This is a genomic window from Petrotoga sp. DB-2 (assembly GCF_054051725.1).
In genome coordinates, this window is sequence record NZ_JBSVZD010000091.1 from 1 (window position 1) to 335 (window position 335).

Annotated in this window: 1 pseudogene; it reads right to left on the reverse strand. The window is 34.9% G+C overall.

The window, feature by feature from the left end:
- Window positions 1-155: 155 nt before the first annotated feature.
- A pseudogene (locus ACW9JY_RS10580) lies at window positions 156-335 on the reverse strand (ABC transporter ATP-binding protein); the annotation flags it as partial.

Sequence of the window (335 nt, forward strand, 5' to 3'; positions counted from 1 at the left end):
ACTATAACTTTATCTCCAGCCATAGCAACAGAAGCGGCTTTATTTATCGTTAAAAAAGGATCTTGTTTAGTTCCTAAAGCTTGATCAGAGCCAGTCTTTGCCACATGATATTCCATGTTTTTTAAATCCCCCTTTTTATTTGTACGACTCTTGTTTTATTTATCTTCCTTATTCTCATACAACCAACAACGAACCATACGATTTTCTGTTTGTATTTCTGGTGGCATATTATCTTTACACTTTTCCATAACAAACGGACATCTACCTGCAAACTTACATCCTTTTCTCATGTACTCTTCTGTTTCCAACTCTTTTATACTTATCCGTTCTGTCCA